Source organism: Pseudomonas sp. R1-6 (assembly GCF_051132115.1).
Lineage (GTDB): Bacteria > Pseudomonadota > Gammaproteobacteria > Pseudomonadales > Pseudomonadaceae > Aquipseudomonas.
In genome coordinates, this window is sequence record NZ_CP071662.1 from 2,053,112 (window position 1) to 2,070,273 (window position 17,162).

Here is a 17,162-nt window from a genome sequence, read left to right on the forward strand (position 1 = left end):
TTACGCCTAGCGAGTAGGGTAACCGTCCAGCGACCGGTCGATCATGGCCTTGACCAAGTCGATCATATGCACCACCGAAAATGCCAGGTCGCGGCTCGTGCCGCTGAGTCGAGTGGCAGATTCCTGGGCGGTAGCGGCCGCGCAGCGCAGCAGTTCGCAGGCATGAACCAGGGCTTCCTCACCGCTGATGTTGCGGTTCACGTCGAAGAAGCGATGTTCTGCTTGGGCGTGCGCAATACCTGGTTTCAAGTAATAGTCCAAGGCGCGCTTCGCCGCAGGGCAATCTTGAAGCGAGGGAAATGGGCTTTCTGAAGGGGTTGTGGGCTCGTCTTTGTTGGGCTTGTCCATAGTGTCGAGTTTCTCCGTGTTGGTGTGAAATCCTGGATCCAGCTTAGTACGCTTCGTAATTGTGACGACGATTTAAATACTACAATTTGTGTTTTGATGGGCGTGGTCATCCACGTATCGTGCCGTTCATGGATAAATGGATAGAGTTGGTCAAGGCCAAGATGAAGGAGCTGCACATCACGCAAGTGGTGCTCGCAGAGCGTTTGGGGATGTCCCAGGGTGGTGTCGGCCATTGGCTGACCAAGCGCCGGCAGCCCAGTCTTGAAGACATGAACCGGGTGCTTCAGGAGCTCGGACTCGAGTTCCTGGAAGTGGCAATGGTGATCCGCGAACCGGACACCTCCACTGACGAGGGCATGGCGCTGGCGCAGAAGTACAACCCGTACTTCCGCTACCCGGTCAATGACTGGCACGACATCGGCGCGGTTCACGAGGGTGATCTGGTCGGGTACGGGCAGCCGCGCTACGAGCTGACGGATTACCATGCCCAGGGAGACGCTTTCTGGTTGGTGGTGGTAGGCGACGCGATGACTGCGCCAAGCGGGCTGAGCATCCCTGAGGGCATGTCGATCCTGGTTGATCCGGCGATCGAGGCCGTGCCCGGCAAACTGGTGGTGGCGAAACTGCCCGGCAGCAGCGATGCGACCTTCCGCAAACTGATCGAAGAGAGCGGCCAGCGTTACCTGGTCCCGCTCAATCCCACTTACCCGAAAAATCTATACACAGAGCATTGCCGCATCATCGGCGTGGTCGTACAGGCAACCATCAGGTTCTGAACTGGATCGGCCCGGCAAACGGGCCGATACCTATTCTTCCAATGCCACCAGCGCGCTGCCCTCGCTGACCATCTCACCTTCCTGGCAATACAACGCCTTGATCACGCCCGCCTTGGGTGCACGGATGCTGTGCTCCATCTTCATGGCTTCCAGCACCACCAACTGCGCGCCGGCTTCCACTGGTTGCCCGACACTCACCAGCACCCGCACGATGCTGCCATTCATAGGTGCGACCAAGCCGCCCTGATGGCCGTGGCTGGCCTCGGCGGCGGCTAACGGGTCGTAGACATCGACGCGATGCAAATCGCCCGCCCATTGCAGATAAAGGCTGTCGCCCTGGCGAACAGCCCGATGGCTGCGACGCAGGCCGTTACGCTCGATGACCAGGTGCTCCCCCTTGAGCTCGGCGCTGCGGGCGGTAACGTCCACCGTTATCGCCCGATCCTGGCCACCACAGACCAGATGCAGGGTGGTTTCCCCTGGCAGCCCCAGGCGCAACCCGGTGCTCTCGGCCCAGGGGGAATTGAGGTCATCCACGCGGACGCGAGGCGTCATGCCCAAGGCAAAGGCAAGGGCCGCCGCGTACCAGAACTCGTCGTCCAATTCGCCAGGTTCGGGCAGTAGTTGCGCTTGGTAGCGTGGGATAAATCCGGTATCGAGTTGCGCCGCTGCAAAGGCCGGGTGGCCGACGATGCGCCGCAGAAAACCGATGTTGGTTCTCAGGCCACCGATGGCGAACTCATCCAGCATCGCGAGCAACCGTAGACGGGCTTGTTCACGGTTTTCGCCCCAGGCGATCAGCTTGCTGAGCATCGGGTCGTAGAACGAAGAAATCTCGTCACCTTCTTCTACGCCGCTGTCGACCCGTCGACCTTCGCCCCCCGCGGATTCACGGTATAACGCCAGGCGTCCGGTGGCGGGGAGGAAATCATTGGCCGGGTCTTCGGCATAAAGCCGTACTTCGATGGCATGGCCCCGCAACGGAACTTGTTCCTGGGTAATCGGCAGCGGTTCGCCTTGGGCCACGCGGATCTGCCAGGCCACCAGATCGAGGCCGGTAATCGCTTCGGTGACCGGATGCTCGACCTGCAGCCGGGTGTTCATCTCCATGAAGAAGAACTCGCCCCGCGAATCCAGCAGGAACTCCACCGTGCCCGCGCCGACATAACCGATGGCCTGGGCGGCGCGCACCGCGGCCTCGCCCATTGCCCGGCGCAGCTCCGGGCTCAGACCCGGAGCGGGAGCCTCTTCGACAACTTTTTGGTGCCGGCGCTGGATCGAGCAATCGCGCTCGTTGAGGTACAGGCAGTGACCGTGTTGGTCGGCGAATACCTGAATTTCCACGTGGCGCGGCTTGAGCAGGTATTTTTCCACCAGCATGCGCGCGTCGCCGAACGATGATTGCGCCTCGCGCTGCGCCGATGCCAGTGCTTCGGCCAGTTGGCTGACGTCTTCCACGACCTTCATGCCCTTGCCGCCGCCACCCGCCGTTGCTTTGAGCAGAACCGGGTAGCCGATGCGCTCGGCGGCGGCGCGGAAGGTTTCCAGATCCTGGGCTTCACCGTGATAGCCAGGCACCAGCGGCACGCCGGCGGTTTCCATCAAGGCCTTGGCGGCGGACTTGCTGCCCATGGCGTCGATGGCCGAGGCGGGTGGGCCCAGGAAGATCAGCCCGGCTTTTTCAATGGCCCTGGCGAAGCCGGCATTCTCAGAAAGAAAACCGTAGCCGGGATGGATGGCCTGGGCGCCGCTGGCAAGGGCTGCGGCGATCAGTTTGTCGATTTGCAGGTAGCTGTCGGCGGCCTTGCTACCGCCCAGGTCGACGCGGATATCGGCTTCACGGCAATGGCGCGCGTCACGGTCGGTGGCGCTGTGCACCGCGACGGTAGCCAGGCCCATGGCCTTGGCTGTGCGCATGACCCGGCAGGCGATTTCACCTCGATTGGCGACCAGTAGCGTATTGAGGATAGGGGCGCTCATTGACGCGGCTCCTTGTTGTTCGACTCTTGCCAACTGGGCGGGCGTTTTTGCAGGAAAGCTCGCAAGCCCTCCTGACCTTCAGGGCTGACACGTATCCGGGCGATGGCGTTTTCGGTGTAGCGGCGCAGCGCCGGCGTGAGCGCACCATTGCCGACTTCACGCAGCAGTTCCTTGCTGGCGCGCATGGCCGCTGGACTGTTGAGCAACAGGTTGTCGATCCATTGCCCGAGCTGATCGTCCAACGTCTCGGCGGGGTAACTTTCCGACAGCAAGCCGATCTCTTTCGCACGTTGTCCGCCGAAGCGTTCGGCGGTCAGGGCGTAACGCCGCGCCGCCCGTTCGCCGATGGCTTGCACCACGAATGGACTGATCACTGCCGGTGCCAGGCCGATGCGCACCTCTGACAGACAAAATTGCGCTTCGTCGGCGCCGATGGCCATGTCGCAGGCGCTGATCAGACCCAGCGCGCCGCCAAACGCGGCACCCTGAACCACCGCCAACGTTGGAATCTTCAACTTGGCGAGGTTGTACATCAGCTCCGCCAGTTCCCGGGCGTCGTCCAGGTTGGTGTGGTAATCGAGTTCGGCGGACTGTTGCATCCAGGCCAGGTCCGCGCCGGCGCTGAAGTGTTTGCCCCGGCCACGGAGCAACAGGAAGCGCAGGTTCGGGTCGCTGCCGACCTGGTCCAGGGCGAGAATCAGCTCTCGGATCATCTCGGCGTTGAACGCGTTGTTTTTTGATTCGCGGCTGAGCCACAGGATGGCGAAGCCGCGCGGGTCGGTTTGCAATTCGAGGGTGCTGTACTGAGTCATGGGCGTTTTCCCGGTTACATCCTGAACACGCCGAAGCGGCTCGGTTCGATGGGCGCGTTCAGCGACGCGGACAGGGCCAGCCCCAGCACATCGCGGGTCTGCGCCGGGTCGATGACGCCGTCGTCCCACAGCCGCGCGCTGGAATAATAGGGGTGCCCCTGTTCTTCGTATTGATCGAGAATCGGTTGCTTGATCTCGGCTTCCTGGCTGGCGCTGAAGGGCTGGCCGCTGCGTTCGGCCTGTTCGCGCTTGACTTGCACGAGCACGCCGGCGGCTTGCTCGGCACCCATCACGCCGATCCGGGCATTGGGCCACATCCACAGGAACCGCGGGTCATAGGCGCGGCCGCACATGCCATAGTTCCCCGCGCCGAAACTGCCACCGATGATTACGGTGAACTTCGGTACCCGGGCGCAGGCCACGGCGGTCACCAGTTTCGCGCCGTGCTTGGCGATGCCGCCGGCTTCGTATTTCTGGCCGACCATAAAGCCCGTGATGTTTTGCAGGAACAACAGGGGAATCCCGCGCTGGCAGGCCAGTTCGATGAAATGCGCGCCTTTCTGCGCGGCCTCGGCGAACAGGATGCCGTTATTGGCGAGGATGGCGATTGGATAACCGTGCAAATGCGCGAAGCCGCACACCAGGGTCGTTCCGAACAGCGCCTTGAATTCGTCGAACACCGAACCATCGACAAGCCGCGCAATGACCTCCCGCACATCGAACGGCTGCTTGGCATCGGCCGAGACCACACCATAAAGCTCGTCACTCGAATACAGCGGGGCGATGGGTGCGCGTTGCTGCACATCGCCAAGCTTGCGCCAATTGAGGTTGGCCACGCTGCGACGGGCCAATGCGAGGGCGTGCTCGTCGCTGTCGGCGTAATGGTCGGCCACCCCGGAAATCTTGCAGTGCACATCGGCACCCCCCAGGTCTTCGGCGCTGACCACTTCGCCGGTAGCGGCTTTTACCAGGGGCGGGCCGGCGAGGAAGATCGTCGCCTGCTGGCGGACCATGATCGCCTCGTCCGCCATCGCCGGCACATAGGCGCCGCCGGCGGTGCAGGAGCCCATGACCACGGCAATCTGCGGGATGCCCTGGGCACTCATGTTGGCCTGGTTGAAGAAAATGCGGCCGAAATGCTCGCGGTCGGGGAACACTTCATCCTGGCGTGGCAGGTTCGCGCCGCCGGAATCCACCAGGTAAATGCAGGGCAGGCGGTTCTGTTGGGCGATGGTCTGGGCCCGTAGGTGTTTTTTCACTGTCAGCGGATAATACGAACCGCCTTTCACCGTCGCGTCGTTAGCGACAATCATGCACTCGACGCCTTCCACGCGACCGATGCCGGCGATCACGCCGGCCGCCGGCACGTCTTCCCCGTAGACTTCGTAAGCCGCCAGCGGGCTGATTTCCAAAAAGGGCGAGCCTGGATCCAGCAAGCGATTGATGCGTTCGCGCGGGAGCAATTTGCCCCGGGACGTGTGCCGCTCCTGGGCCTTGGGCCCGCCGCCTTGCTGGACGTGATTGAGCAAGGTGCGCAAAGCCTCGACCTGACCAAGCATCGCGTCGCGGTTGGCGATGAACTCAGGCGAGCGGGTATGGAGCTGGGTGTGCAGCGTGGCCATGGTCAGCTCCGTTAGCGGGTTTCGTTGAACAGTTCGCGGCCAATCAACATCCGACGAATCTCACTGGTGCCCGCGCCGATTTCGTACAGCTTGGCGTCACGCAGAAGACGACCAGCCGGGAATTCATTGATGTAGCCGTTGCCGCCCAATATCTGGATGGCATCGAGGGCCATCTGCGTGGCGCGCTCGGCGCTGTAGAGGATCACCCCGGCGGCGTCCTTGCGGGTGGTTTCGCCGCGCTCGCACGCCTGGGCCACTGCGTACAGATAGGCGCGGCTGGCGTTGAGCTGGGTGTACATGTCGGCGACCTTGCCTTGGATCAACTGAAATTCGCCGATGCTCTGGCCGAACTGCTTGCGGTCGTGGATGTACGGAACGATCAGGTCCATGCACGCCTGCATGATGCCGGTCGGGCCACCGGACAAGACCACGCGCTCGTAGTCGAGGCCGCTCATCAACACTTTCACGCCACCATTGAGCACGCCGAGGATATTTTCCTCGGGCACTTCGACGTCATCGAAAAACAACTCGCATGTGTTGGAGCCGCGCATGCCGAGCTTGTCGAATTTGTTGCTGCGGCTGAAGCCTTTCCAGTCGCGTTCGACGATGAACGCAGTGATGCCATGAGGGCCTTTTTCCAGGTCAGTCTTGGCGTAAATGACGTAGGTGTTGGCATCGGGCCCGTTGGTGATCCAGGTCTTGCTGCCGTTGAGCACAAAGCGGTCGCCACGTTTTTCGGCGCGCAGTTTCATGGAAACCACGTCGGAGCCGGCATTCGGTTCGCTCATGGCGAGGGCGCCGACATGTTCGCCACTGATGAGCTTGGGCAGGTACTTGCTCTTTTGCTCATGGGTGCCGTTGCGGTTGATTTGATTGACGCACAGGTTGGAGTGGGCGCCGTAGGAAAGGGCGACCGAGGCCGAGCCGCGGCTGATTTCCTCCATGGCGACCACGTGGGCCAGATAGCCCAGGCCGGCACCGCCGTATTCTTCCGGCACAGTGATGCCCAGCAGGCCCATGTCGCCGAATTTGCGCCACATGTCGGCAGGGAACAGATTGTCGATGTCGATCTGGGCTGCCCTAGGCGCCAGCTCGGCCTTGACGAAGGACTGGACCTGGTCGCGCAACATATCGATGGTTTCGCCAAGGGCAAAATTCAGGGATGGGTAGCTCATGGGACACCTTTTGTTTTTTTGTCGGGTGCGGAAAGTAGCAGGACTGCTCTCACCTTTACGTTAACGTAAGCTTGTGACGGATGGCTGTCAATCGCTCTTTACGTTAACGTCAACTTGGGCGAGAGTAAGGCCGCTTTCCTACGGAAATTGCCGATACACCCACCGAATAAAGACAAGAGGGGTCGTCATGGATCAACCCGGTTCGCAAGCGCAATCGAGCTACACCCGAGGGAGCCAAGCCAAGTCCTTGTTGGAGCAGACCATTGGCCAAGCATTCGACCAGACCGTGGCTCGATGCCCTGATGGCGAAGCACTGGTGGTTCGTCACCAGTCGCTGCGCTACAAGTGGCACGAACTGGCCGAAGTGGTCGACTTACACGCACGGGCTTTTTTGGCGTTGGGGTTGAAGACAGGCGATCGCCTGGGCATATGGGCGCCCAACTGTGCGCAGTGGTGCGTGAGTCAGTTCGCCAGTGCGAAGATCGGCGTGATTCTCGTCAATATCAACCCGGCGTATCGTGCCTCCGAACTGGAGTACGTACTCAAGCAGTCCGGCTGCCAGTGGCTGGTGTGCGCGGGGTCATTCAAGACCTCGGATTACCATGCCATGTTGCAAGCATTGGCGCCGGAACTGGCAGAGCAACCTATCGGGCATTTGCACAGCGAGCGCCTTGCGGATCTGCGCGGTGTGATCAGCCTCGATCCGCAGCCCCCCTCAGGCTTCCTGCCTTGGTCGCAGTTGACGGCCCTGGGTGCCTCGGTGTCGCCAGGGCAACTGGCCGAGCGCCAGGCCAGCCTGCGTTTCGATCAGCCCGTGAATATCCAGTACACCTCCGGGACCACCGGGTTTCCCAAGGGGGCGACCCTCAGTCATCACAATATTCTCAACAACGGCTACATGGTGGGTGAAAGCCTCGGCCTGAGCGCTGGCGATCGCTTGGTGATCCCAGTGCCGCTGTATCACTGTTTTGGCATGGTCATGGGCAACCTGGGTTGCGTGACGCACGCCAGCACCATGATCTACCCCAACGACGCGTTCGATCCGTTGCTGACCCTGCGCACCGTGGCCGAGGAAAAAGCCACCGCGTTGTATGGTGTGCCCACCATGTTCATTGCCATGCTGGACCAGCCGCAACGGGGGGATTTCGACCTGTCCAGCCTGCGTACCGGGATCATGGCCGGCGCTACGTGCCCCATCGAGGTGATGCGGCGAGTCATCAACGAGATGCACATGGCTGAGGTGCAAATTGCCTACGGCATGACGGAAACCAGTCCGGTGTCGTTGCAGACTGGTCCTACAGATGAATTGGAATTACGCGTCACTACCGTCGGCCGCACTCAGCCGCAACTGGAAAGCAAGATCATCGACCAGGCGGGGGAAATCGTCCCTCGCGGCACCATCGGTGAGTTGTGTACGCGAGGCTACAGCGTGATGCTCGGCTACTGGAATAATCCCAAGGGCAGTGCCGAAGCCATCGACTCGCAAGGCTGGATGCACACCGGCGACCTGGCGATCATGGACGGGCAGGGTTACGTGCGTATCGTCGGGCGCAACAAGGACATGATCATCCGTGGTGGAGAGAATGTTTATCCTCGGGAGTTGGAAGAATTCTTTTTCACTCATCCCGCAGTGGCCGACGTACAAGTGATTGGCATACCTTGCTCGCGTTATGGCGAAGAGATCGTAGCCTGGATCAAGTTCCACCCCGGGCACAGCGCCTCCGAGCAAGAGCTGCAAGCGTGGTGCAAGGAGCGAATTGCTCACTTCAAGACGCCGCGGCATTTCAAGTTCGTCGAAGAATTCCCCATGACGGTCACGGGCAAGATCCAGAAATTTCGCATGCGGGAAATCAGCATCGAAGAACTGAGCGATAGCAATGGCTGAGTAAGTTCCCTGTGGGGGCGAGCTTGCTCGCTCCCGCAGGAAAACCCAAACGCCAGACAGCACAAAGGGGAGCCGAGGCTCCCCTTTAATTTTGTCGTCGCGTGCTCTTTTTTTATTATTGAGGGGCGGCCTGTTGTTGTTTTTGGCAGCCGTGACCCTTTACCGCTGTTTTTGGCGATCCCCATCCGGGATCAAGAGCAAACGTATTTTTTTGAGCGCTGATCTGCTTTTTCGCCTGGCGATCCAACCGATTCGGGCGCTACCTGAAGGTAGTTTTATTGTTCTCTGCCCGGTTGCGGGTTGCTCCTGAAAGCACCCTGAAAAGCACATCTTCTCCAAAAAAATCTGTTAGCTGCGTCTCTGCCGTGTTGTTTTTGTTATGCCAGAGTCGTTTCGTCTTGTTTTTATTGGGTTTGTCGCTTTTTTTTATTCTTGTTGTGCAGGAGATATAGCAGGTGGCGTGCCAACTTTAAAAAATCTATATAGAACAATGACTTGTGATTTTCTCGAAAAAATCAGGACGGCCATTCCCAGACAAATTGTTTCCGTGTTACTCGTTTCACCCCCGTTACAGACGAGGGCGGTAACACCTCACTGCGCCAACCGCGCCTTTGCAACACGCGAACCGGTGGGGCGGCCCAGCACGTCACAAATCTGCTGGCCCGCGGCAATCAGTGCGTCCAGGTCGATACCGGTTTCGATACCCAGCCCCTTGAGCAGGTAAAGCACGTCCTCGGTGGCGACGTTACCGCTGGCGCCCTTGGCATAGGGACAGCCGCCCAAGCCGGAAATGGAACTGTCGAACACGGCGATACCTTCCAGAAGGCTGGCGTAGACGTTGGCCATTGCCTGGCCATAGGTGTCATGGAAGTGTCCCGCGAGTTTTTCCCGGGGAACGTCACCCGAAACCACTTCAAACATCCTGCGTGTGGCGCCGGCGGTGCCCGTCCCGATGGTGTCGCCGAGGGAAACCTCGTAGCAGCCCATGTCGTACAGCTCCCGGGCGACCCAGGCCACTTGCTCGGGTTCGACCGCGCCTTCATAAGGACAGCCCAGCACACACGACACGTACCCGCGTACGTTGACACCGTTGCGCTGTGCGGCCTCCATGATCGGGGCGAAACGTTCCAGGCTTTCCTTGATGGAGCAATTGATGTTGCGTTGGGAAAATGCTTCGGATGCCGCCGCGAACACCGCAACCTCCTTGACGCCTGCCGCAAGCGCGTCCTCGAACCCCCGCAGGTTCGGCGCCAACGCGCCGTAGGTCACACCGGGCTTGCGCTGAATCTGCGCGAACACCTCGGCCGAGCCGGCCATTTGCGGCACCCATTTGGGCGAGACAAAACTGCCAACCTCGATGTAACCGAGGCCCGCGGCGCTCAAGGCATCCACCAGGCGCACCTTGTCGGTGACGCTGATGGGTTGCGATTCATTCTGCAGCCCGTCGCGGGGGCCGACTTCGATCAGGCGTACAAAAGAGGGCAGGGACATGGGGATTGACCTGTGGTGAATGGGCTCGGTGTGGAAGCGAGCTTGCTCGCTCCCACTGGATAACTGTTGTGTTACTGGACGGTTTCCTCGCCCTTGAGCGTCTGTTCCAGCGCCTGGATGCAACGTTCCTCGGCGGTGTCGAGTTCCAGTTTCATCTGTTCGATGTCCAACAGCTGCTGTTCGAGTTGCTCACGACGCTCGGCAATTTTCGCCAGCATGCTGTGCAACTGTTTCTGATTGCCGCTGGTGGGGTCGTACAGCTCGATCAGCTCACGGCATTCAGCGAGGGAAAACCCAATGCGTTTGCCCCGCAGGATCAGTTTCAGGCTGACTTTGTCCCGTGGCGAGTAAACACGTTCCTGGCCTCGGCGCTCCGGACGCAAAAGACCCTGTTCTTCATAGAAGCGGATGGCTCGAGTGGTGATATCCAACTCGCGGGCGAGATCGGAGATGCTGTAGGTCAGGCTGCTCATGGAAGCGCTCGAAACGATAGGAGTTGGCGCTAAGCTAATTGCAGGTTGACGTTCACGTCAAGCAATGAGCTGTCGACGAAACCTGTGGGAGCGAGCCTGCTCGCGAAAGCGGTAGTCCAGCCAATATGAATAGTGACTGATCCGACGCTATCGCGAGCAGGCTCGCTCCCACATTGGACAGGCTAAACCTTATCGAGCTTCTTCTCATGGGCCGTCACCTGCTGGCACAGTTCGATGATCTGCTCGCGCATCCAACGATTGGCCGGGTCCTGGTCGGTGCTTTCGTGCCAGTAGAGATGGGTTTCCACTGGCGGCACATCGTTGACGGGCACGTGGACCGCATGCAGGTCATGACGGCGCGTGAAGCGCTCCGGAACAGTCATGACCATATCGGTCTGCTGGAGCACCTGGGACGCCATCAGATAATGCTGCGAACGCAGGGCAATCTTGCGCTGTATGCCCATTTTGCCGAGTGCCAGGTCCACGTAACCCAGGCCGTTGCGGCGACTGGAAATATGCACGTGGGTCTGGGCCAGGTAATCGTCGAGGCTGAGTTTTTCCTTGTTCGCCAGCGGATGGCCCTTGCGCATGGCGCAGACGTAACGGTCCTCCATCAGCTTGACGTGGCGTACTTGTGGGTCGGTGTTGAGCGGGGCGTCCACCGCGAAGTCCAGGCGTCCGGCGGCCAGCTCCTTGGTGGTCTCCCGGCGCTTGGACAGGAAACTCTCGATAGCCACGGTCGGCGCCAGGCGACGCAGGCGCTGGAACAGTGGCGGCAGGATCACGCCCTCGGTGAGGTCGGTCATGCTGATGCGGTAGGTCTTGACGGCTTGCAGTGGGTTGAAGATCCGACTTTCCTGTACCGATACCCGCAGCAGCGACAGGGCGTTGCGCACCGGCCCGATAATATTCTGGGCCATCGGTGTAGGCACCATGCCCTGGGCGGTGCGCACGAACAGCGGATCATTGAAAGTCTCGCGCAAACGCGCCAGGGCATTGGACACGGCCGGCTGAGTGATGCCGACGATCTGCCCGGCACGGGTCAGGTTGGCTTCGGTGTAGATCGCATCGAAGACAATGAAAAGGTTGAGGTCGACCTTGCTCAGATTCATGGCGCTGCACTCTTATTCTTGGGCTTGTATGAGGTGCCGGGTGGCAATGCAAATCAGTGAACCATATATCGGTGATGAATGTTAATACACGCCGAGAATAGGTTAGGTAAATTTTCGTAGCTCAACTAGCATCGATTCCATGACCTAAAAACAACCTCTGCCAAGAAGGTGCTGCCCATGGATTTTGCCTATTCCCCCAAGGTTCAGGAGCTGCGTGAACGCGTTACGGCGTTCATGGATGCGCATGTCTACCCGGCCGAAGCGGTATTCGAACGACAAGTGGCCGAAGGTGACCGTTGGCAACCCACCGCGATCATGGAGGAGCTGAAGGCCAAGGCCCGGGCCGAAGGGCTGTGGAATCTGTTCCTGCCGGAATCCGAACTGGGCGCAGGCTTGACCAACCTTGAATATGCGCCGCTGGCGGAGATCATGGGGCGCTCGCTGCTGGGGCCGGAGCCGTTCAACTGCTCGGCGCCGGACACCGGCAACATGGAAGTGCTGGTGCGTTACGCCAATGAAGAACAAAAGCAGCGCTGGCTGGAACCGTTGCTGCGGGGAGAGATTCGCTCGGCCTTCGCCATGACTGAACCGGACGTCGCTTCGTCGGATGCCACCAACATGGCCGCCCGTGCCGAGCGCGATGGAGACCAGTGGGTCATCAACGGTAAAAAGTGGTGGACCTCAGGCGCCTGCGACCCGCGCTGCAAGATCCTGATCTTCATGGGCCTGAGCAATCCCGATGCACCTCGTCACGCCCAGCATTCGATGATCCTGGTGCCGGTGGACACGCCCGGGGTCAAGATCGTCCGGCCATTGCCGGTGTTCGGTTACGACGACGCGCCCCATGGCCACGCCGAAGTGCTGTTCGACAACGTGCGGGTGCCGTACGAAAACGTCCTGCTAGGCGAGGGCCGCGGTTTCGAAATTGCCCAGGGCCGCCTCGGCCCGGGCCGGATTCATCACTGCATGCGCTCCATCGGCATGGCGGAGCGCGCATTGGAATTGATGTGCCAGCGGGCCATCAGTCGCACCGCCTTCGGCAAGCCACTGGCGCGCTTGGGTGGCAACATCGACAAGATCGCCGATTCGCGGATGGAAATCGACATGGCTCGCCTGTTGACGTTGAAGGCGGCCTATATGATGGACACGGTCGGCAACAAAGTGGCCAAGAGCGAAATCGCCCAGATCAAGGTCGTTGCGCCGAACGTGGCGCTGAAGGTCATCGACCGGGCGATCCAGATTCATGGCGGGGCTGGGGTTTCCAACGACTTTCCGCTGGCCTACATGTATGCCATGCAGCGAACGTTGCGCCTGGCCGACGGCCCGGATGAAGTCCACCGCGCCGCCATCGGCAAGTTCGAGATCGGCAAGTATGTGCCCAAGGAGATGTTGCGCAGCGGGCATTGAAGCTTCTTCACACTGACACGTAATCGCGAACAGGCTCGCTCCCACTGAGTTTGTTGGATGAACGCAGCATTGGCGTTCACCGCAAGCACCTTGGGAGCGAGCTTGCTCGCGATGGCCGTCTTTTTTGGACGATGAATGAGCTTATTCCTTGACGCTCATGTATTCCTCGGCCCAACGGATGTACTCCTCGGGCTGGGTGTAGGTGTGGGTCAGTTCGGTGGCGCTCAGGTCCGACGCCTGGGTAAAGATCTGGCGCTGTTCCCGCAGGCTGTCATAAGTGGCCTTGATCGCGGCGAAATAGGCGCCGTGGCCATCAATGGTGATCCGTACACCCAGCTCGGCCAGGCGTTTGTCGTCACGCAGCAGCGGGTTGCCGTAAGTGACCAGCATCAGCGGCACGTTCAGGTTCTCGCTGATCTTTTCCAGATGCTCGAAGTCCTGTACCCCGACCATGCAGATCCCATCGGCGCCGGCACGTTCGTATTGTTGGGTGCGGCTGATGATTTCCTGAACCGGCAGTATTCCCGCGTTGGTCCGGGCGATGATGGCCATCTCCGAATCGACGCGGGCCTCCAGGGCGGCGCGGATCTTGCCGACGCCTTCGGCCACGCTGATGAGGTCCGTGGACTTGCGGCCGAACTGGGCGGGCAGCAGGGTGTCTTCGATCGTCAGCGCGGCAATGCCGGCGCGTTCGAGCTCGATGATCGTGCGCATCACGTTCAGCGCGTTGCCGTAGCCGTGGTCAGCGTCGGCGATCACCGGCAGCTGGGCCACGCGACCGATGCGGGTAGCCTGTTCGGCAAATTCACTGAGAGTGATCAAGGCAAAATCCGGCGCGGCCAACACTTGCAATGAAGCGACCGAGCCGCCGAGGATCCCCACTTCGAATCCCAGGTCTGCGGCTATGCGCGCTGACATCGGGTCGAACACGGACGCAGTGTGGTAGCACGTGTCGGAAGCCAGCAATTGGCGGAAGTTGCGACGCAAATCTTGATGGGAAAGCCTGGACATATAAGTTCCACCAATGGAATGGAAGGGCTTGAGCAAAAGTGTCAACGCCGAAAAACCAAAGGCTATCATGCGGCAGGCACAAAGATGATGACGAATGTGCATGGGCCATGCTTTGCAGTGCACCAAAAAAGGCCACAGACCGGAAGGCCTGTAGCCTGGCGAGTGCCTACAGCTTAAACGATGTCAGGACAGGGTCGTTTCCCCCCACATCTTCTTGATCTCGTGAATGTTTCCAACGTTGAAGCGGGTCGAGAAGGGAATAGTGCAGAAGACTTCGTTCTCGTTCGTCAATTGGACAGCGGTATCCACCGCATCCGTACCGGCTCGCAGCAAAGGCGCTTGGTCCCAGTTGTTCATCAGGTTATCCATGTTTTTTCCTCTTTTGGTTATAGGGCAGCCAATGACTGCCCGGGGTTGAGCAACGACAGCGTGTCTTTGAATAACGCTGTCTCTTGCGCAGCTACGCCGGGGTAAAACGGCTTATAGTTTTCATCGAAACACCAGGCTTCGTCCGGTCTGATCGAGTGTTCAGGATGAATGAGCAGACTCAACGATGCAGACATTGACCGAGGCGCGATCTGTTTGTGGATCTCTCGAAATGCAGGCATGTATAAAACTTCGCCTGGCGCCAGTTTTACGCTTCGTTCCTTACCTAATCTGGGCACCTTGCCCATTTGTAAGGGAAGTTCATCAAGTATTTCGCGGACAACCGTTGTATAACCATCTCCGCTATAGCCCACCGCATACATGTCGAAGTCATGATTGTGGTTCAGGTTGTAGATGAAAGTCTTGCTCTCGTCATGTGTTTCCACGGGTGCCCAGAATCCCAGGCGCAGGGTAAACTCATCGTTGCTGTGCAGTACAAAGGCATAGGCATTGTAGATATTGTTGCGGATGGCGAAACCATCTCTCTGTATTACGTCATGCAGATGGTGACTCAATAAAGAACGATTCGTCGCCAGCTGGCGCATGTCTTCAATGACATCGGCTTTGTCACGCTGCAGATCGTAAGTGTTTATGCGCTCCAGGAAAGTGTCGAGTTTCATGCGGCCTTCTCCAGTGGACGAAGCAAGCTGTCCAGGCGCGCACTTTTGTGTTTTTTCAGCAATGGAGCGTATGCCAGCGCCTTGGGCCGGTCCGCTCGGTAGAGTATCTGGAAGGCTTTCCACACCACAGCGGGATGATAGTGGTAGACCAACTCCTCCGCGACCTTGACGCCATCGAGGTCTTGGATTGTGTCGAGCAGCTCCAGGCTGACCAGATAACGTGAGGCACTTTCATCGTGGGGCAACCACGCTATCTTTTTCAACGTGACACGATCGAATACGCTGATATCGGCCGCTCTGTTTGGCAGATTGATTCGCCCTGTAAGTCTGGCTGGCTTGGGGTCGGTTTGGATGTAGTCGAATAATGTATGACGGCCGTCGATGATCAGCGGGTTTCTTTCGTCAATAACTACTCTATCGGCCTTTTCGATACGCTGTTCCATCAAAGTGTATCGCTGGATCTGGAAGGGTCGGTCAAGCGCGAACAGAATGCTGTGGCCGGGCACTGAGTACAGTGACGATGAAGTTGAGTCGAATGTAGGTGATTTAACACTTATATTGCCTATATTCGTCTGGTGCAGTATCACGGTTCCCGTATGCGGGTTGGTGGCGTTCATGATTGTTGCCCGCCGGAATTGCTCCCTGGCAAAGTCGGGTGCGGCGGTAAGTTGAGAAACCAGTTGTCTTGTTTCTGACGTCATGTCCAATGATTTAATTGTTTCCGCAATGTCCGTTGGAGAAACTATCTCGGTAATTAGATTTTTGATCATGATCGTTTTCGTTGCAGTGGGTCGGTGTTGGAAAGTATGGAGTTGGACAGGGTGGGAGGCAACTTGCTAATTGTCGACAAGTATTGCCGGGGAAATATCGAGTTGCTTTCTGGTTAAAGAGGGTTGTTATTGTTTAGTGTTACATCCTCACGTTGCGCGAGGAGTAAATGGAAAGTGCCGGGACAGGGCGGCGGATTTATGCCGCCTCGGCCTGTTCTCGCGGCCTGAGCAACGTCACGGCGCGTACCGTGTCGCCCGGTTGCACTTGCAGACGTTGGGCTGTGGCGCGGTCAACGAGCAGGCTTTGACCATGCAGGTGGGCCCGGGCGCTGGTGACGCGGCAGCTTTCCAGGCGCCGGTTGTGGATCAGCCACACCGGCGCCTGCCCGTCCGGCGTGCCGATCGTCAAGGTCAGTGGCTGGCTGTCACGTACGCTGCGGATCTTCGAGACAGGTGCCTCGATGACCGGCCCGCCGTCAAAGATGTCCACGTATCCCTTGTGGGCGAAGCCTTCGGCACCGAGGATCTTCAAGGCGGGTTCGGTGTCCGGATGCGCTTTGCCTATCGCTGCCTGGGCCTGCTCGGTGAGTAGGCAGGTGTACAACGGTTGGCGTGGCATCAGCTCGGCGATGAAGGCTTTGTTGCCCATGCCAGCCAACTGGTCGGCGTAGCTGAAGTCCTTGTTGAAGAAGTGTCGTCCCAGGCTATCCCAGAAAGGCGAGCAGCCCTGGTCGTCCGCGCGACCGCGCAATTCTGCAATCAGCTTTTCGCCAAACAGCTGGGAAAACTCGGCCACGAACAGCAGGCGCGCCAGGGACAGCAAGCGCCCGTTATGGCCACGGCGCTGATGGGGATGAAGGAACAGCGAGCAGATTTCCGATTGCCCGGTCATTTCGTTGTTGAGGAACAGCGTCGGGATCTGTCGCTGGATGCCCAATTCAGGCGCCGAGCTGACGGTCACACCCACGCGGTAGTTGTACCAGGGCTCGCGCACCCCCACCGCGCCGGTCAGCGCGCTGATACCCACCACGTGCCGGTCGTCGTCCTCCAGCACGAACAGGTAGTCGGCATCGGCACGTTCCACCTGCCCGGCGAAGGTCCGTTGGGCCCAGCGCACTCGGTGCGCCAGGCGTTCTTCGTTGGCCGGCAGGCTGGTAAACCCCGGGCCGGCGCAGCGCGCCAGGTCCATCAACGCAGGCAGGTCGGTCAGGGCGACCGGGCGGACAATCATGGTGTCGCTCCTTGATCATGCCG

16 protein-coding genes are annotated in these 17,162 nt (G+C 59.5%); 3 read left to right on the forward strand and 13 right to left on the reverse strand.

The features are described from left to right. Positions 1 to 6 precede the first annotated feature (6 nt). Positions 7 to 348 (reverse strand): DUF6124 family protein, encoded by a 342-nt coding sequence (locus tag J3P81_RS09500; protein WP_434563367.1) that lies wholly within the window; start codon positions 346 to 348, stop codon positions 7 to 9. 128 nt (positions 349 to 476) lie between these two features. Here J3P81_RS09500 and J3P81_RS09505 point away from each other — a divergent pair, with 128 nt between their 5' ends. Then, positions 477 to 1,124, forward strand: a complete 648-nt coding sequence (locus J3P81_RS09505) for a LexA family protein (protein ID WP_434563369.1) — start codon at positions 477 to 479, stop codon at positions 1,122 to 1,124. Positions 1,125 to 1,154: 30 nt separating this feature from the next. Here the strand turns inward: J3P81_RS09505 and J3P81_RS09510 are convergent, their stop codons facing one another. Genes J3P81_RS09510 through J3P81_RS09525 form a run of 4 tightly spaced genes read right to left on the reverse strand, consistent with a single transcriptional unit; the run spans position 1,155 to position 6,713 of the window. Then, positions 1,155 to 3,104 (reverse strand): acetyl/propionyl/methylcrotonyl-CoA carboxylase subunit alpha, encoded by a 1,950-nt coding sequence (locus J3P81_RS09510; RefSeq protein ID WP_434563371.1) that lies wholly within the window; start codon positions 3,102 to 3,104, stop codon positions 1,155 to 1,157. Then, complete coding sequence (locus tag J3P81_RS09515; protein WP_434563373.1) at positions 3,101 to 3,916, reverse strand: gamma-carboxygeranoyl-CoA hydratase; 816 nt, start codon at positions 3,914 to 3,916, stop codon at positions 3,101 to 3,103. Before J3P81_RS09515 ends, J3P81_RS09510 begins: the two co-directional genes overlap by 4 nt. A gap of 14 nt (positions 3,917 to 3,930) precedes the next feature. Then, positions 3,931 to 5,538, reverse strand: coding sequence for a carboxyl transferase domain-containing protein (locus J3P81_RS09520; protein WP_434563375.1), 1,608 nt, complete (start codon positions 5,536 to 5,538; stop codon positions 3,931 to 3,933). 11 nt (positions 5,539 to 5,549) lie between these two features. Next, a complete protein-coding gene (locus J3P81_RS09525) occupies positions 5,550 to 6,713 on the reverse strand; it encodes an isovaleryl-CoA dehydrogenase (protein WP_420764601.1) in 1,164 nt (387 codons plus the stop codon). 187 nt (positions 6,714 to 6,900) lie between these two features. Between J3P81_RS09525 and J3P81_RS09530 the strand changes: the two genes are divergently transcribed. After that, positions 6,901 to 8,598, forward strand: coding sequence for an AMP-binding protein (locus J3P81_RS09530; protein ID WP_434563377.1), 1,698 nt, complete (start codon positions 6,901 to 6,903; stop codon positions 8,596 to 8,598). A 591-nt stretch (positions 8,599 to 9,189) separates the two neighbouring features. Here the strand turns inward: J3P81_RS09530 and J3P81_RS09535 are convergent. The 3 genes from J3P81_RS09535 to J3P81_RS09545 form a co-directional block, all read right to left on the reverse strand. After that, a complete protein-coding gene (locus tag J3P81_RS09535) occupies positions 9,190 to 10,089 on the reverse strand; it encodes a hydroxymethylglutaryl-CoA lyase (protein WP_434563379.1) in 900 nt (299 codons plus the stop codon). Between the two features lie 71 nt (positions 10,090 to 10,160). Next, on the reverse strand, positions 10,161 to 10,562 hold the full coding sequence (locus J3P81_RS09540) for a MerR family transcriptional regulator (RefSeq protein WP_420764598.1): 402 nt from the start codon (positions 10,560 to 10,562) through the stop codon (positions 10,161 to 10,163). A gap of 182 nt (positions 10,563 to 10,744) precedes the next feature. Next, a complete protein-coding gene (locus tag J3P81_RS09545) occupies positions 10,745 to 11,674 on the reverse strand; it encodes a LysR family transcriptional regulator (RefSeq protein WP_420764597.1) in 930 nt (309 codons plus the stop codon). 177 nt (positions 11,675 to 11,851) lie between these two features. Here J3P81_RS09545 and J3P81_RS09550 point away from each other — a divergent pair, with 177 nt between their 5' ends. After that, positions 11,852 to 13,081: an acyl-CoA dehydrogenase gene (locus J3P81_RS09550; RefSeq protein ID WP_420764596.1), complete on the forward strand. Its 1,230-nt coding sequence runs from the start codon at positions 11,852 to 11,854 to the stop codon at positions 13,079 to 13,081. 141 nt (positions 13,082 to 13,222) lie between these two features. Here the strand turns inward: J3P81_RS09550 and J3P81_RS09555 are convergent, their stop codons facing one another. From J3P81_RS09555 to astA, 5 genes are all read right to left on the reverse strand, one after another. Continuing rightward, complete coding sequence (locus J3P81_RS09555) at positions 13,223 to 14,092, reverse strand: isocitrate lyase/PEP mutase family protein (RefSeq protein ID WP_420764595.1); 870 nt, start codon at positions 14,090 to 14,092, stop codon at positions 13,223 to 13,225. 183 nt (positions 14,093 to 14,275) lie between these two features. Continuing rightward, complete coding sequence (locus tag J3P81_RS09560) at positions 14,276 to 14,461, reverse strand: hypothetical protein (RefSeq protein ID WP_420764594.1); 186 nt, start codon at positions 14,459 to 14,461, stop codon at positions 14,276 to 14,278. Between the two features lie 17 nt (positions 14,462 to 14,478). Further along, positions 14,479 to 15,138 (reverse strand): transposase, encoded by a 660-nt coding sequence (locus J3P81_RS09565; RefSeq protein WP_434563381.1) that lies wholly within the window; start codon positions 15,136 to 15,138, stop codon positions 14,479 to 14,481. Beyond that, positions 15,135 to 15,908 (reverse strand): hypothetical protein, encoded by a 774-nt coding sequence (locus J3P81_RS09570; RefSeq protein ID WP_434563383.1) that lies wholly within the window; start codon positions 15,906 to 15,908, stop codon positions 15,135 to 15,137. Before J3P81_RS09570 ends, J3P81_RS09565 begins: the two co-directional genes overlap by 4 nt. Before the next feature lie 196 nt (positions 15,909 to 16,104). Further along, positions 16,105 to 17,139 (reverse strand): arginine N-succinyltransferase, encoded by a 1,035-nt coding sequence (gene astA, locus J3P81_RS09575; RefSeq protein WP_434563385.1) that lies wholly within the window; start codon positions 17,137 to 17,139, stop codon positions 16,105 to 16,107. Positions 17,140 to 17,162: the final 23 nt, after the last annotated feature.

Bases quoted from the DNA above. Each gene is read 5' to 3' on its own strand.
- J3P81_RS09500 (WP_434563367.1), bottom strand. From the start codon at position 348: ATGGACAAGCCCAACAAAGACGAGCCCACAACCCCTTCAGAAAGCCCA.
- J3P81_RS09505 (WP_434563369.1), top strand. From the start codon at position 477: ATGGATAAATGGATAGAGTTGGTCAAGGCCAAGATGAAGGAGCTGCAC.
- J3P81_RS09510 (WP_434563371.1), bottom strand. From the start codon at position 3,104: ATGAGCGCCCCTATCCTCAATACGCTACTGGTCGCCAATCGAGGTGAA.
- J3P81_RS09515 (WP_434563373.1), bottom strand. From the start codon at position 3,916: ATGACTCAGTACAGCACCCTCGAATTGCAAACCGACCCGCGCGGCTTC.
- J3P81_RS09520 (WP_434563375.1), bottom strand. From the start codon at position 5,538: ATGGCCACGCTGCACACCCAGCTCCATACCCGCTCGCCTGAGTTCATC.
- J3P81_RS09525 (WP_420764601.1), bottom strand. From the start codon at position 6,713: ATGAGCTACCCATCCCTGAATTTTGCCCTTGGCGAAACCATCGATATG.
- J3P81_RS09530 (WP_434563377.1), top strand. From the start codon at position 6,901: ATGGATCAACCCGGTTCGCAAGCGCAATCGAGCTACACCCGAGGGAGC.
- J3P81_RS09535 (WP_434563379.1), bottom strand. From the start codon at position 10,089: ATGTCCCTGCCCTCTTTTGTACGCCTGATCGAAGTCGGCCCCCGCGAC.
- J3P81_RS09540 (WP_420764598.1), bottom strand. From the start codon at position 10,562: ATGAGCAGCCTGACCTACAGCATCTCCGATCTCGCCCGCGAGTTGGAT.
- J3P81_RS09545 (WP_420764597.1), bottom strand. From the start codon at position 11,674: ATGAATCTGAGCAAGGTCGACCTCAACCTTTTCATTGTCTTCGATGCG.
- J3P81_RS09550 (WP_420764596.1), top strand. From the start codon at position 11,852: ATGGATTTTGCCTATTCCCCCAAGGTTCAGGAGCTGCGTGAACGCGTT.
- J3P81_RS09555 (WP_420764595.1), bottom strand. From the start codon at position 14,092: ATGTCCAGGCTTTCCCATCAAGATTTGCGTCGCAACTTCCGCCAATTG.
- J3P81_RS09560 (WP_420764594.1), bottom strand. From the start codon at position 14,461: ATGGATAACCTGATGAACAACTGGGACCAAGCGCCTTTGCTGCGAGCC.
- J3P81_RS09565 (WP_434563381.1), bottom strand. From the start codon at position 15,138: ATGAAACTCGACACTTTCCTGGAGCGCATAAACACTTACGATCTGCAG.
- J3P81_RS09570 (WP_434563383.1), bottom strand. From the start codon at position 15,908: ATGATCAAAAATCTAATTACCGAGATAGTTTCTCCAACGGACATTGCG.
- astA (WP_434563385.1), bottom strand. From the start codon at position 17,139: ATGATTGTCCGCCCGGTCGCCCTGACCGACCTGCCTGCGTTGATGGAC.